We start from the raw sequence: 14,322 nt of genomic DNA, 5'->3' as shown, positions 1-14,322 counted from the left end.
CGCCGCCCCTCATCGCCGTGCCGGGCATTTCTCCCCGTATAGAACGGGGAGAAAGACGCTCATTCGCGACTTTCGCCACCGGCCAACTCCGTAGAAGGGTGCCGGCGATACGGCAAGCTCCCTTCTCCCCGTCCTTACGGGGAGAAGGTGCCGGCAGGCGGATGAGGGGCGCCGCCGACCTACCAAGCTATGGCTCACATCCCCGTCAGATCGCTCATCAGGCCCGATGCCACCGACAGCCGCGACACGGTGATGTCGCCGCCCTCGGTCAGCGCCTGCAGCCGTTCGCGGGTGCGGCCGATCCTCTCCCCGCCGGCCTCCAGCCACGCCGCCACCGGGTCGGCTGCCCCGGCGTGGTTCACGAGTGCCGCCACCGCGATGCCGCGCCGCGCGATCCCGATCGTGTCGGTGGCGCGCGACAGGGCGAGCTGGTCGTAATAGTCCGCCGGTGTGATGGAGCGGGCCGCCTCCTCGACGCGCGGGATACGGAAGGCGTCGCTGACCGCGAAGAAGGCCTTCGCCGCGGCGACGATGTCGGCGCCTGCCGCTCGCGCCGCCAGCGCGATGTCGGGGATCAGCTCCGCCACATCGGCCAGCGCCAGTTGCGCTGCCAGCCTGTCCGGCGCCCCGGCCTTGAACAGTCCATGCCGCTTCTCGTCGATCCGTTCGCGCGAATAATCGGGGAGCAGCGAAACGAGTTTCGGCTCCAGCGCCTTGCGCGCTTCCTGCAATTCGGCGATGCGCTGGGCAAGCGGCGCCGTGCCGGCATCGTTCTTCAAGTACCAGCCGCTGGTCACGTAGATCAGCCGGCTGACCGCCTGGTAGAGATCGAGCTGCATCTGGCCGTCGATCTGATTGTCGAGCGCGTCGATCTCGCGGTAAAGCGCCGGCAAGGCAAAGCCGTCGCGCACCACGGCGAAGGTGCGCACCACGTCGGCGGCGGTGCGCCCCGTCGCTTCCCGCAACCGGTTGACGAAGGATGGACCGCCCCGGTTGACCAGCTCATTGGCGACGACGCGGGCGATGATCTCGCGGCGCAGGCGATGGCCGTGGATCTCGGCGGCATATTGCTTCGCCATCCGGTCGGGGAAATAACCCATCAGGTCGCGGTCGAAATGCGGCTCGTCAGGCACGTCGCTTGCGACGATGTCGGAAAACAGCACGATCTTGGCATAGGCGAGTAGCACGCCGAGTTCGGCCCTGGTCAGCGGCTCGCCGCGCGCCTCGCGCTCGGCAAGGGCCGCCGGCGAAGGCAACGTCTCGACCGTGCGGTCGAGCAGGCCGCGCGCTTCTAGCGCCGACATGAAGCGGGCCTGGTGGGCGATGTCGGCGAGGCCGCGCTTGCGGGCGATGGAGAGCGCCAGCGTCTGCTGATAGTTGTTGGACAGGACCAGCTCGCCGACCTCACCGGTCATCTCGGCGAGAAGCTTGTCGCGCGCAGGCCGGGTCAACGACCCTTTGCGCATGGCGGACGCCAGCGCGATCTTGATATTGACCTCGACGTCGGAACAGTTGACCCCGCCCGAATTGTCGATGGCGTCGGAATTGCAACGCCCGCCATTCATGCCGAATTCGATGCGCGCGCGCTGCGTCACCCCGAGATTGGCGCCCTCGCCGATCACCTTGGCGCGCACGTCGAGCGCGGTGATGCGGACGGCGTCGTTGGCGCGATCACCGACCTCGGCGTTGGTCTCGGTCGAGGCCCGCAAATACGTGCCGATGCCGCCGAACCACAAGAGGTCGACGGGCGCCTTGAGGATGGCGCTCATGATCTCGACCGGCGTGGCGGTCGTCTTGTTGAGGCCGATCGCAGCAGCAGCAGCGGCCGGCAAGGTGATCGATTTCTGGCCGCGCGAGACGATGACGCCGCCCTCGGAGAGCTTGCTCTTGTCGTAGTCCTGCCAGCTCGAACGGGGAAGAGCGAACATGCGCTGGCGCTCGGCCATCGATGCCGCCATGTCGGGATCGGGATCGATGAAGATGTCGCGGTGGTCGAAGGCTGCGATCAGCCTTGTCTTCGGTGACAACAGCATGCCGTTGCCGAACACGTCGCCCGACATGTCACCCACCCCGACGACGGAGAAGGGCGTGGTCTGGATGTCGCGGTTCATCTCGCGGAAATGCCGCTTGACCGCCTCCCACGCGCCCTTGGCGGTGATGCCCATCTTCTTGTGGTCGTACCCGGCCGAACCGCCGCTGGCGAAGGCATCGTCAAGCCAGAAGCCATGGCTTTCGCTGATGGCGTTGGCGGTGTCGGAGAAAGTTGCCGTGCCCTTGTCGGCGGCAACGACGAAATAGGGGTCGTCCTGGTCGCGCCTGACAACGCCGGCCGGCGGGATGACGCCGTCGAGGCCGATATTGTCGGTGATCGACAAAAGGCTGGAAACGAAGTTCTTGTAGGCCGATGTGCCGGCTTCGAAGATGGCGTCGCGGCCGGCGCTCATCGGCAGCTTCTTCGGATAGAACCCGCCCTTGGCGCCGACCGGCACGATGACCGCGTTCTTGACCTGCTGTGCCTTGACCAGGCCGAGCACCTCGGTGCGGTAATCCTGGGCGCGGTCCGACCAGCGCAGGCCGCCGCGCGCCACCGGACCGAAGCGCAGATGCACGCCCTCGACCTCAGAGCCGTAGACGAAGATTTCCCGCCACGGTCGCGGCTCGGGCAATCCGTCGACCGAACGCGAATCGAGTTTGATCGCCAGCGACTGGCCCTTGGCTTTCGTATCGGCAACGAAATGATTGGTGCGCAGCGAGGCTTCGATGAGATTGAGGTAGCGGCGGATGATGGCGTCGTCGTCGATGTTGGGAACGTCTTCCAGCGCGTCCCTGATCTTGGCCTTGAGATGCTTTGCCGCCACCACGCCTTCCGTCTCGGCTGTCGGGCCGAGCCGGGCGATGAACAGCGCGTGCAGGCCGCGTGCGATCTCGGGATAGCGGTTGAGGGCCGCGGCGATGAAATCCTGGCTCTGCGGAATTCCGGCCTGCTGCAAATACCGCCCATAGGCGCGCAGGATGGTGATTTCGCCCGACCACAGGCCGGCGGTCTGGGCAAGGCCGTTGTAGCCGTCATTGTCGACGTCGCCGCGCCACACCGACAGGAACGCGTCCTCGAACAGCGCGCCGCCATTGCTGAGGTCGATCGGCTTTCCGTAGCTGTTCTCCAGCTCCATGTCGTGGATGAAGACGGTGCCGGGCTGATCACTATTGATCATGCCGGGCTGATCCCTATTGCCGGCCTTGTCGTCGCTGACCTCGAAGGTGCGCTCGCTGATGACGCGGAAGCCGATATTTTCCAGCACCGGCACGCGCCGCGACAGCGCCACCGGGCTGCCATGGTGATAGATTTTCAGCGCCGCCTGGTGCGGCTTCTGCTCGGCATGGCGATAGTAATCGATGGCGATCGGATTGCTGGCGCTGATCCTGGCGATACGCCCGGCATCGACCAGCGCCACACCGGCGCTGAAGGAGTCCCGGTAGCTTTCCGGAAATCGTGCCGCGATCCTCTTCAGCGCCGGGTCGCTGCCGCTGGTTTCCGCCGCCTCGGAAAGGGCGTCCTCCCAGGTGCGCACGATGTCGCGGATCGCCGCCTCGATCGTTGCCTGTTCGACCTTCGGCGTCTTGCCGCCGGAGCGGCCGATGATGAAATGCACGCGCGCCAGCCCGCCTTCCGGGAAGGCCGGGTAGTAGGCCGACAGCCGGCCTTCGAACACCGTCTTAAGGTAGGTGCCGACCTTCTCGCGCACGACGCTGTCGTAACGGTCGCGCGGCACGAAGACGAGGATGGAGACGAAGCGGTCGAACTGGTCGGCGCGCACCAGTGCCCGCACGCGCGGCCTCTCGACGAGGCCCAGAATGGCCGCGGCATGCTTCCTCAGGATCGGCACCGGTACCTGGAACAGCTCGTCGCGCGGATAGCTCTCCAGCACGTTGATCAGCGCCTTGCCGGAGTGGTCGTGCCGGTCGAAACCGGATTTGGCGATGACGGTTTCGGCCTTCGACCTGAGATAGGGGATCTTCATCACCGAGCGCGTGTAGGCGGTCGATGTGAACAGGCCGACAATGCGCAGTTCGCCCGCCAGAGCGCCCTTGGCGGTGTAGGTCTTGATGCCGATATAATCGAGATAGATGCGCCGGTGCACGGAAGATTTGGCATTGGCCTTGGTGACGATCAGCGGCTCCGGCCCATGCAGGAAGGCTCGAATCTCCGGCGTTGTCGTCACCGCTTCGGTGCCGCGCCGCAGCACCAGCACGTCCAGGTCGGACAATATGCCCAGGCCAGGCTTGTCGGCACGCTCCAGCGTGCCGCTTTCCTCGCCGCCGACATATGTGAATTCGCGCATGCCGAGGAAAGTGAAATTGTCGTCGCGCAGCCACTCCAGGAAGGCGATCGCCTCGGCCACGCTCTTCTTGTCCAGGGGTACCGCCGAATAGCGGAATTCCGAGATCGCCTGGTCGAGGCGGGCCAGCATCGGCTTCCAGTCGCTGACGGCTGAATGGACCTGGCCGAGTATCTTGCGCAGCCGCTCGGCCAAGCCGTTCGCCTGCTCCGGGGTCAGCCGGGGAATATGGACGTGAATGACGCTCAGCCGGTCGTGGCTGCCGTCGTCCCTGGCGAAATTGCCGTCGCCGAGAATTTCCTCGACGCCGTCCTTGCCATGGCGGACGGTGATGACGGGATGGGTGACCAGGGTCGGCTCGCCGGCACTCTCGGTGATCTCGCCGAGTATGGAATCGAACAGGAAAGGCATATTGTCGTTGACGACGGTGACGATCGTGACGGGTCGGCCCTCGCGAACGACGCCGGAATCGGTGTCGACGGCGACGGCGCACGCGCCCTTCTTGTGACCGGCGACCGCGCGGCCGGCGAGATCCGCGGCACGTTCGAGGTCGGCCACCTCATAGGCGGCAATGTCTTCCGCCGGCGCGCGGGCGAGCAGGTAGTCGGCAAGCCTGGCCGGCCTTTCCTGCGTCTTCGGCATCGCCGTGGCTTTCTTCTTCGACCTACTCGCCGATTTCACGCTGGCCATGACGCTTCTTTCCTCCCGTCGTATGCTTTTGCGGACTATGTAGCAGATGACCGCTATTTGGCGACAAAGGTTTGACGGCGTGCCAAGAATTATCGCAATTCGGCGGCAGCCGGCGACAAACGAGGAGGAATGCCCATGACCGACAAGATCACCGCGCTCGATCTCGCCGCTGCTGAGCTGAGCGATGCGACCAGGACCTATTTCGCCAAATGCGAGGAGAAGCTCGGCCTGATCCCCAACGTGTTGCGCGCCTATGCCTTCGACGACAAGAAGCTGCGTGCCTTCACCGACATGTACAACGATCTGATGCTGGGCGATTCAGGCCTGTCGAAGCTGGAGCGCGAGATGATCGCGGTCGCTGTCTCCTCTATCAACCATTGCTACTACTGCCTGACGGCGCATGGCGCCGCCGTGCGGCAGCTGTCGGGCGACCCTTCGCTCGGCGAGATGATGGTGATGAATTTCCGCGCCGCCGATCTTTCATCGAAGCAGGTCGCGATGCTGGAATTCGCGGTCAAGCTGACAGAGGAGCCGGCCAAGATCGTCGAAGCCGACCGCGCGGCCCTGCGTATGGCCGGCTTCACCGATCGCGACATCTGGGACATCGCCTCCACGGCCGCCTTCTTCAACATGTCGAACCGGGTGGCGGCGGCAATCGATATGCGCCCGAACTCCGAGTACCACGCCATGGCAAGGTGACGAGCAGGGCCTGACTCGGCAGTATATTAGCTATCGCTCATTCTCATTGCTTGTATGTCGGTTTGGTCCGATGATCGCCGGGCGGCATGACCGCATGCCGGTTCGATGCCGCCGACAAGGGAGGAGAACATGGCGAAATTTCTCTATGTCTATCACGGCTCCGGCAAGATGCCGACCGAGGAGGCCGAACGCAAAGCCGCGATGGATGCCTGGAACGGCTGGTACGGCAAGCTCGGCTCGGCCGTGGTCGACGGCGGCAATCCGGTCGGCATGTCGAAGACGGTGCTGCCCGACGGCAAGGTCGAGAACAATGGCGGCAGCAACCCGACCGCCGGCTACACGATCGTGGAAGCCAGGGACATCGACGATGCCGTCGCCAAGGCCAGGGATTGCCCGATCCTGATGAACCCGGCCTTCAGCGTCGAGATCGCGCCGATCATCGAAATGATGTGACGGTCACGAGCGCGCCGCGATCGCCGCGGCTGCACCGGCCATGGTGGTGGCGCTGACCCGGTTGGCGATTCTCATGGCGCGCTTGCTCTTCAGGAGCTTGCGCGCCTGGGCGGCGGCCAGCACCCAGGCAAGGTCGATGATAACAAGCACCACCGCCATGGTCGCCGTCAGCTCGATCCAGCCAACCACCGTCACCGAAGCAAGGTCGATGATGGTCGGCAGCAAGGCCAGGTAGAACATCATGATCTTGGGGTTGCCGAGCGTCACGGCCATGCCGGCGAAGAACAGTTTGCCGGGCGAGTCCTCGCGCGGCATCTCGCCTTCATTCGCTTCGACAGGCGCGGTCCACATCTTCCAGGCGAGGTAAGCGAGATAGGCGACGCCGACCCATTTGACGATGACGAAAGCGAAATGGAAAGTCTGCGCCACCACCGCCAGCCCGAACACCGCCAGCGACAGCCAGATGCCCTCGCCGATCCACATGGCGAGCAGGAACGGGAACACGTCGCGAAATCCCTTGGCGATGACGCGGGCGACGAGTGCCGCGATCGAAGGACCCGGCGAACCGGCGGCCACGAAGAGCGCGGCGGCGAAGATCAGGAGCGAGGTGAGGTGCATGGCGAGGATCTCGGCTTGAAAACCTTCAATGCCAGACATTAGCAATGCCAGACATTAGCGCAAGCGATCGAGCTTCGGTAGCATCAACATGCTTGCCGGCCCGGCATCTCGCGGCTAGATAGATCGCCGCGAAACAATTTCGAGCTTCAGTTTGCCTACGTAACCGCCGGTCTCGTCAACTCCCCCGACACAATGCATGGCGCCGCCACAACGGTGCCTTTCCATTTCATGTGTTCCTCTGGGCGGCGGTTCGAGACCGGTTTGGCACTGCTGAACCGCTGTCGCATGCGCCGCGACGCCTGATCCCAAGAACCGCAGCCTACCGCCACGCCGCGCCCGCCTGGGCATCTCGACATTGCCGACCTGATGAACTTCCCGACGGGAAGGGCATATCGGCATGTCTTCTATTCTGCGCATCCGCTGGACGGTCGCGCCTCAAACCGCACCACGTCCCCTGATCACCTGCAATCGCTGCGGCGGCATCAAAGCCTATCGCAGCAACGGAAAGTTCCGCGTCAACGCCTACGGCAAGCGCATTGACGTCTGGCTGATCTATCGTTGTATCAACTGCGACAATTCCTGGAATTTCGGCATTTTTGAGCGCCGCAACCGCCGCGACATCGAGCCGGCGCTGCTGCGGGCGCTGGAGAGCAACGATGCAGCACTTGCCCGGCGCCATGCATTCGATGTGACCGCACTGCGCGGCCAGGTGGGGCGTGTCGAGGAGTTTCCCGACGTCGACGTGCACAAGACGGCGCTTGGCGGGACAAGCGAAGCTGCAAGCGTGCTGGAGCTCCGGCTCGGGCTCGAAATGCCGATATCGCTGCGGCTCGATCGTTTGCTCGCCAACGAACTCGGCATCTCACGGTCGCGACTTCAAGCCCTGGAGGAGAAAGGCCTGTTGGTTGTCGATTGCGACGGGGCCAAGGCTTTGCGCAAGCCGGCACGCGACGGGACGACGGTCCGCGTCGATCTGGCCGGCGAACCCGACCGGCAGGCCATCATATCTGCCGCCAGGGGATGAACGGCAGAGGGGCGAAGCACCTGGTGCTCCGCCCCTCCCGGATACGATCAGAAAGCAGAAATTACGCGGCGCCGACGGCCTTGGACGATTTCTCGAAGCGCTTGCGCTCGTTGGGATCCAGATAAAGCTTGCGCAGGCGGATGGTCTTCGGTGTCACCTCGACCAGCTCGTCGTCCTGGATCCAGGCCAGCGCGCGCTCCAACGTCATGCGGATCGGCGGTGTCAGCTTGACCGCCTCGTCCTTGCCGGCGGCGCGGATGTTGGTCAGCTTCTTGCCCTTCAGCACGTTCACTTCCAGGTCGTTGTCGCGGGAGTGGATGCCGATGATCATGCCCTGATAGACCTTGACGCCCGGATCGATGACCATCGGGCCACGATCCTCCAGGTTCCACATGGCGTAGGCGACGGACTCGCCCTGCTCGTTGGAGATCAGCACGCCGTTGGTGCGACCGGGCAGTTCGCCCTTGTAGGGCTCATAGGCATGGAACAGCCGGTTCATCACGGCGGTGCCGCGCGTGTCGGTCAAGAGTTCCGACTGGTAGCCGATCAGGCCGCGCGTCGGCGCGTGGAAGACGAGGCGCTGGCGGTTGCCGCCGGAGGGGCGCAATTCGACCATCTCGGCCTTGCGCTCGGACATTTTCTGCACGACGACGCCGGCATGCTCCTCGTCGACGTCGATGACGACTTCCTCGACCGGCTCCAGCAATTCGCCGTTCTCGCCCTTCTGCATGACCACGCGCGGCCGCGACACGGCGATTTCAAAGCCCTCGCGGCGCATGGTCTCGATCAGCACGGCAAGCTGCAATTCGCCACGGCCCGACACGAAGAAGGAATCCTTGTCAGGCGATTCCTCGATCTTGAGCGCGACATTGCCCTCGGCTTCGCGCAGCAGGCGGTCGCGGATGACGCGGCTGGTCACCTTGTCGCCTTCCGTGCCGGCCAGCGGCGAATCGTTGACGAGGAAAGACATGGTCACGGTCGGCGGATCGATGGGCTGCGCGTGCAGCGGCTCGCTCACGCTTAGGTCGCAGAACGTGTCGGCGACGGTGCCTTTGGACAGGCCGGCAATGGCCACGATGTCGCCCGCCTGCGCTTCTTCGATCGGCTGGCGCTCGAGGCCGCGGAAGGCCAGTATCTTGGAAATGCGGCCGGTTTCGATCTGGGTGCCGTCATGATGCAGCACCTTGACCGCCTGGTTGGCCTTCAGCGTGCCGCTCTCGATGCGGCCGGTGATGATACGGCCGAGGAACGGATTGGCTTCCAGGATGGTGCCGATCATGCGGAACGGGCCGGGATGCACGGTCGGCGCGGGCACATGCTTGAGGACGAGGTCGAACAGCGGCGACAGGCCCTGGTCCTTGGGACCTTCCGGATTTTCCGAGACCCAGCCGTCGCGCCCCGAACCATAAAGGATCGGGAAGTCGAGCTGCTCGTCGGTGGCGTCGAGCGCGGCAAACAGGTCGAACACCTCGTTGACCACCTCGACATGGCGGGCGTCCGGCCGGTCGATCTTGTTGATGACGACGATGGGCTTCAAGCCGACCTTGAGCGCCTTGCCGACGACGAACTTGGTCTGCGGCATCGGGCCTTCGGCGGCGTCGACCAGCACGATCGCCGAATCCACCATCGACAGGATGCGCTCGACCTCACCGCCGAAATCGGCGTGGCCGGGGGTGTCGACGATGTTGACGCGGGTGCCCTTCCAGTCGACCGAGGTCGCCTTGGCCAGGATGGTGATGCCGCGTTCCTTTTCGAGGTCGTTGGAATCCATGGCGCGTTCGGCGACGCGCTGATTGTCGCGGAAGGCGCCGGATTGTTTCAGAAGCTGGTCGACAAGGGTGGTCTTTCCATGGTCGACGTGCGCGATGATCGCGATATTGCGGAGGTTCATGATCTGGTCTCGGGAGCGTTGCAGGCAGCAGGCCAAAAGGCGCCGCCTCTTTCGTGTTGCGCGGCTCATACAGGGTTTTTCGCATTTGCGAAAGAGGAAGCGCGACACCAAATAATCATCAAATCTTAAGCATCGCCATGTGAAATGGTTTTGTTAACCAAGGCGGGAACCTTTTGCGGGCCCGGGCAGTTCGAACACCATGACCAACGCAGTCGTCAAATTTCGGCCGATTCTTGCAACTGCGGCTCTCGCCGTGCTGCTGGCTGCCGGCGCCGCTCAATCCGCGGCGACGCTCAAGGAAGCGCGGCCCGCTCTGCCGAGCGATGTCCCGAGCGCCGAACAGGTCTTTGCGGATGCGCCCGATGGCGTCGATCCGGTGGTGACGGGGCCCGTCAGCGCGGCCTTCAAGCAAAGGCAGGAAAGCGCCAATTGCGATAGTGCGGTTTGGCCCAACGTCCCGTTGGTCTGCTACCCCGACTGATCGGCTGCGCGCCGTCGAACTGCCGATCTCCCCTTTATTGAAAGATCGCCAATCTGACCGACGGCCCCTCGTCCGAAGGCGCACTACGCCGCCTGCGGCTCCGGGTCGAACGCCGGCCGGCTGGTGTTGATCAGGAGCGAGATACAGGCGGCGGCAATCGCGGTCATGCCGGCGATCAGGAAGGCCAGTTCGTAATTGCCTTGCAGTTCGCGCATGGTGCCGCCGAAGAAGGCGGCGGTTGCCGCGCCCACCTGATGGCCCGCGACGATCCAGCCGAACACGATCGGGCCGCTGCGGTCGCCGAAGGCTTCATTGGCGAGCCGCAGCGTCGGCGGCACGGTGGCGATCCAGTCGAGACCGTAAAGCACGGCGAAGATGATCAGACTAGTCGCCGAAAAGCCGGAATAGGGCAGATAGATCAGCGAAAGGCCGCGGATTGCATAATAGACGCCGAGCAGCTTGCGCGGATCGAAACGGTCGGTGAGCCAGCCCGACAGCGTGGTGCCGATCAGGTCGAAAATGCCCATCATCGACAACAGGCCAGCCGCCTGCACCTCGTTGATGCCCATATCGCCGCAAAATGCGATGAGATGCGTGCCGACCAGCCCGTTGGTGGTGAAACCGCAGACGAAGAAGGTGGCGAACAGGTACCAGAAGACGCGCGTGCCGGCGGCGCGGCGCAGCGTGGTCAGCGTGTGGGTCAGGAAATTGCCTTGTGCCGCCGGCGGTACCGGCGGCACGTCATCGGCTTCCGCGCCATAGCGCACCATGCCGATCGATGCCGGGCGTTCCGGCACCAGCAGCAGCACCAGCGGCACGAGACAGGCCGTTGCGACGGAGATGGCGGTGACGACGGGCTTCCAGCCGCCCGACTGCGCCAGCGAGGCCAGCAGCGGCAGGAAGACCAGCAGACCGGTGGCGCTGGAGGCCGACATCAAGCCCATGACGAGGCCGCGGTTGGTCTTGAACCAGCGGTTGACGATGGTGGCGCCGAGCACGGTGGCGACCGCGCCGGAGCCGACGCCGGAAAACACGCCCCAGGTAATCAGCAGATGCCATGGCTTGGTCATCAGCAGGCTGAGCGCGGTGGAGGCCGACATCACGACAAGCGCGGCAAGCAGCGTGCGCCGCAGCCCGATCCGCTCCATCAGCGCGGCGGCAAACGGCCCGGTCAGGCCGTAGAGGAAGATGCCGACCGCGGCAGCCAGCGACACCACGTCGCGCCGCCAGCCGAAACTTTCCTCCAGCGGCAGCATCATGACGGCTGGCGCGGAGCGCAAGCCGGCCGCGATCAGCAGGCAGAGAAAGATGACGGCGACCACGACGAAAGCGTAGCGCTGGCCAAACGGACGGGATTGAGCTAGCATGTTACTGACCGGTACGTTGCAGGGTGGAAACATGTATACGTACCGATCGGTAACAGTGTCAACCGAGACCGCGAATGCCACCAGACAATAAAATTGAACCGTCCATCAGCAGCGCTCACGCGTCGGCTCCGCCAAAGGCGGCGGAAAAGATACTCGGCGTGGCGCGCGATCTGTTTTACCGGCAAGGCATCAGGGCAATTGGCGTCGATGAGATCGTCAGGCGCGCAGGGGTCACCAAGCCCAGCCTCTATCGCAGCTTTCCCTCCAAGGACGAATTGGCCGCCTCTTATCTGCGCCGATACGACCTCGAATTCTGGGAACGCTTCGACGAGGCGGTGAACGCCCATCCCGGCGATCCGCGCGCGCAAATCCGAGCCTTCCTGACCCGCGTCGGCAAGCGCACGCAGAAGCCTGACTATCGCGGCTGCGGCATGACCAATGCGGCCGTAGAATATCCCGAGCGCGGCCATCCGGCGCGCGTGGTGAGCGAGGACAACAAGCAGGAACTGCGCCGCCGCCTGCGCGCCATGGCCGCCGCGATGAATGCCGCCGACGCCGACACGCTGGGCGACGGTCTGCTGCTTCTGATCGAAGGCGCCTATATCAGCGGCCAGTTGTTCGGCGCCGGTGGCCCGGCGGCGTCGGTGGCGATCAACGCCGATCTGCTGATCGAGGCGAGCTTGAAGAAATAGTGTTTGGCGATAGGCTGCTGCGACCTTCAACGGAGATGTCCGCGATGCGCAGCCTGGTTCTTCCGCTCGTTCTCGCCAGCGTCTGCCGGGCAGCCCATGCCGGCGAGATATCGAGCGCCTACACCGATCTCGACTGGAAGAACGACTGCGTCACCTATGCGCAGGCCGGGGACGGTGATGGCGACTGGGCCGACCTCGCCTGTTCGGGCTATCGTGGCTATCCGGTGCTGATCGCCTATGACGATGCGCGCGAATCGCTGTTTTATGGTTTCCCGCCCGGCGGCGACATGACATCGGTCTGGGAAAGTTTCTCCGGCTTCAATTCCTCAGGCGCCAGGATCGAGTGGCGCATCGAGACCGACGGCGACAAGGCGGTGCCGTTCGCGGTCATTCACCGCCGCTCGATCAGCAATCCGGAAGACGAGAAGAAACCCACCGACGTGCTGCTCGTCTCCAAGGTCGCGCAAATGGATGCGCGCGACGGCTGCACGGTCGCACTGGTGCTGGCTACAGGAAATCCTGCCGCCAACGATCAGGCGCGCAAGCTTGCCGACGAGAAAGCACGGTCCTTCGCCTGCGGCAAGGACCGGCGCACCGTCATCGGCGAGGTGCCGGCTTTCGGGCGCGTCGACAATTGAAGGACAAGCGTTCGCCGCTCGCCGACGTGTCAAATGCTTCTGTTTTCACGCGCCCTCGTCATCACCGTTGAGGAACAGCAATGTCCCGGAGCGCGCGAATCTGCTTGTTGTGGGCTCAGCCGTAGATCTGCTTGTGGACCTGATAAAGCATTTCCGAGCGGTCGGCGCGCATGTCGGCCAGATCGCGGCTGGAGAAGCTGTCGATTTCAGCGACGAGGCGGTTGTAGTTCTTGCGCTTGGCGATGCTGCTGCGGGCGCGGGTCAAGAGGCTGTCGAGGATCATAGCGAGTTTCCTTCTGGGCCGCATTTGGCGGCCGGTTTCTTCCTCCCTTGATCGATACGGAGCATGACATAGGAATAGTGCATCGCAAAAAGAAGATGTTGCAATGCACCATTGCGCTATGTGCATAGCCGGTTAATGGCGCCTGAACGCCACCCCCGGCGCCGGCGCATTGCCCTTCCGTGATGGGAATGCCGGTTCCTGTCGTTTTGTCTTACAAATTGCGGAAATGTCATCGCCGCCGACCTTGCCATATCGATCTCCTGCTGGCTTGATCGCCGCCGGATTGCCAACGTTACCGGGAGGAAAGAATGGCCGCCGCCGACTACGAAATTCTCGATCCGCGTTTTGCGCGGCTGTTCAACGGCAATGCGCAAGTGGATAAGCTCTTCACCGGCTGCCGATGGGCGGAAGGGCCGGCCTGGTTCGCCGCCGGCCGCTATGTCGTCTGGTCCGACATCCCGAACAACCGCATGATGCGTTACGACGAGACCGACGGCAGCGTCAGCGTGTTTCGGCAGCCATGCGGCAATTCCAACGGCAACACCGTCGACCGGCAGGGCCGGCTGGTGACCTGCGAGCATTCGGGGCGCCGCGTGAGCCGCACCGAGTTCGACGGTTCGGTCACCACCATCGCCGCCAAATGGAAGGGCAAGCGGCTGAATTCGCCCAATGACGTGGTGGTCAAGTCGGACGGCTCGATCTGGTTCACCGATCCAACCTACGGCATCGACACCGATTACGAGGGCGACAGGGCCGAGAGCGAGATCGGCGCCTGCCATGTCTACCGGGTCGATCCCGGTACCGGCGATGTCGAGGCTGTCATCACCGACATGGTCAGGCCGAACGGGCTGGCTTTCTCGCTCGACGAGAGCAAGCTCTATGTCGTCGACACCGGCCGCACGCATGGCGCGCAGAACCCGGCGCATATGCGGGTATTCAATGTCGGCGAGGGCGGCAAGAAGGTCTCGGGTGAAAAAGTCTTCGCCGACTGCACCGCAGGCCTGTTCGACGGCTTCAGGCTCGATGATGCCGGGCGCATCTGGACCAGCGCCGCCGATGGCATCCATTGCTACGATCCGGACGGAACGCTGATCGGCAAGGTCAAGGTGCCCGAGGTGACGGCCAATTGCGTGTTCGGCGGCGCCAAGC

General features: G+C 64.0%; 12 protein-coding genes. 7 read left to right on the top strand and 5 right to left on the bottom strand.

The window, feature by feature from the left end; genetic code table 11:
- Positions 1-194: 194 nt before the first annotated feature.
- The gene (locus FJ426_RS22975) at positions 195-5,027 is read right to left on the bottom strand and encodes an NAD-glutamate dehydrogenase (protein ID WP_140560728.1); all 4,833 of its coding nucleotides are present in this window, start codon (positions 5,025-5,027) and stop codon (positions 195-197) included.
- A 135-nt stretch (positions 5,028-5,162) separates the two neighbouring features.
- Here FJ426_RS22975 and FJ426_RS22970 point away from each other — a divergent pair, with 135 nt between their 5' ends.
- The gene (locus FJ426_RS22970) at positions 5,163-5,726 is read left to right on the top strand and encodes a peroxidase-related enzyme (protein WP_140560727.1); all 564 of its coding nucleotides are present in this window, start codon (positions 5,163-5,165) and stop codon (positions 5,724-5,726) included.
- Between the two features lie 129 nt (positions 5,727-5,855).
- On the top strand, positions 5,856-6,179 hold the full coding sequence (locus FJ426_RS22965) for a YciI family protein (RefSeq protein ID WP_140518064.1): 324 nt from the start codon (positions 5,856-5,858) through the stop codon (positions 6,177-6,179).
- A 3-nt stretch (positions 6,180-6,182) separates the two neighbouring features.
- Here the strand turns inward: FJ426_RS22965 and FJ426_RS22960 are convergent, their stop codons facing one another.
- Positions 6,183-6,797 carry a LysE family translocator gene (locus FJ426_RS22960; protein WP_140560816.1) on the bottom strand — a complete coding sequence of 205 codons (615 nt, stop codon included), beginning with the start codon at positions 6,795-6,797 and terminating at the stop codon, positions 6,183-6,185.
- Between the two features lie 397 nt (positions 6,798-7,194).
- On the opposite strand from FJ426_RS22960, the gene FJ426_RS22955 reads away from it, so the two are divergent.
- Positions 7,195-7,821, top strand: a complete 627-nt coding sequence (locus FJ426_RS22955) for a DUF1062 domain-containing protein (protein ID WP_140560726.1) — start codon at positions 7,195-7,197, stop codon at positions 7,819-7,821.
- 61 nt (positions 7,822-7,882) lie between these two features.
- Here the strand turns inward: FJ426_RS22955 and typA are convergent, their stop codons facing one another.
- Entirely contained in the window at positions 7,883-9,712 is a 1,830-nt protein-coding gene (typA, locus tag FJ426_RS22950; protein ID WP_140492867.1) for a translational GTPase TypA, read from the bottom strand.
- Between the two features lie 199 nt (positions 9,713-9,911).
- Here typA and FJ426_RS22945 point away from each other — a divergent pair, with 199 nt between their 5' ends.
- The gene (locus FJ426_RS22945; protein WP_140554862.1) at positions 9,912-10,193 is read left to right on the top strand and encodes a hypothetical protein; all 282 of its coding nucleotides are present in this window, start codon (positions 9,912-9,914) and stop codon (positions 10,191-10,193) included.
- An 83-nt stretch (positions 10,194-10,276) separates the two neighbouring features.
- Here FJ426_RS22945 and FJ426_RS22940 read toward each other — a convergent pair whose 3' ends face one another.
- Positions 10,277-11,560, bottom strand: coding sequence for an MFS transporter (locus tag FJ426_RS22940; RefSeq protein ID WP_140880322.1), 1,284 nt, complete (start codon positions 11,558-11,560; stop codon positions 10,277-10,279).
- 74 nt (positions 11,561-11,634) lie between these two features.
- Here FJ426_RS22940 and FJ426_RS22935 point away from each other — a divergent pair, with 74 nt between their 5' ends.
- Positions 11,635-12,252 (top strand): TetR/AcrR family transcriptional regulator, encoded by a 618-nt coding sequence (locus FJ426_RS22935; RefSeq protein WP_140524978.1) that lies wholly within the window; start codon positions 11,635-11,637, stop codon positions 12,250-12,252.
- 44 nt (positions 12,253-12,296) lie between these two features.
- Positions 12,297-12,890 carry a hypothetical protein gene (locus FJ426_RS22930; protein ID WP_140492855.1) on the top strand — a complete coding sequence of 198 codons (594 nt, stop codon included), beginning with the start codon at positions 12,297-12,299 and terminating at the stop codon, positions 12,888-12,890.
- A gap of 115 nt (positions 12,891-13,005) precedes the next feature.
- On the opposite strand, the gene FJ426_RS22925 is transcribed toward FJ426_RS22930, so the two are convergent.
- Positions 13,006-13,173, bottom strand: coding sequence for a hypothetical protein (locus FJ426_RS22925; RefSeq protein ID WP_140492852.1), 168 nt, complete (start codon positions 13,171-13,173; stop codon positions 13,006-13,008).
- 308 nt (positions 13,174-13,481) lie between these two features.
- Between FJ426_RS22925 and FJ426_RS22920 the strand changes: the two genes are divergently transcribed.
- On the top strand, positions 13,482-14,322 hold an 841-nt coding region (locus FJ426_RS22920; protein ID WP_140825528.1), incomplete at its 3' end, for an SMP-30/gluconolactonase/LRE family protein.

The organism is Mesorhizobium sp. B2-6-4 (assembly GCF_006441495.1).
Taxonomy (GTDB): Bacteria; Pseudomonadota; Alphaproteobacteria; order Rhizobiales; family Rhizobiaceae; genus Mesorhizobium.
This window is presented reverse-complemented; position numbering and strand designations above follow the sequence as displayed.